At 65.2% G+C, this 305-nt stretch carries 1 pseudogene; it reads left to right on the top strand.

Features of this window, described 5'->3' with window-relative positions:
* A pseudogene (locus ACLQ3C_RS21605) lies at positions 1-252 on the top strand (IS21 family transposase); the annotation flags it as partial.
* Positions 253-305: the final 53 nt, after the last annotated feature.

The following is a 305-nucleotide window of genomic DNA, read 5'->3' as shown; positions in this document are numbered from 1 at the left end:
CGGATCATGCAGAAGATGGCCCACGCAGTCGAGTTGGCCGCCCTGGGCACCAACAACGACGTCAACTGGGCACTCGGACACGCCGCGGTCCACGGCCGGTTCGCCACCGGGGACCTCGACTCGATCCTGGCAGCCAATGGACTCGACACCACCCGCCGCGGCGCCTCCGAACACTTGTCCCTCGCCCAGGGAACCGGCGGCTGGAACAGGTTGAACCACAACACCATAGACAGACAGGAACCAGTCGCATGAACACCGTCCCCCCAGTCAGCGACCTACCCGCCGACGTCGAATCACTGATGCGG

The sequence above is a fragment of the Gordonia sp. DT30 genome (genome assembly GCF_049844915.1).
Taxonomy (GTDB): Bacteria; Actinomycetota; Actinomycetes; order Mycobacteriales; family Mycobacteriaceae; genus Gordonia.
This window is presented reverse-complemented; position numbering and strand designations above follow the sequence as displayed.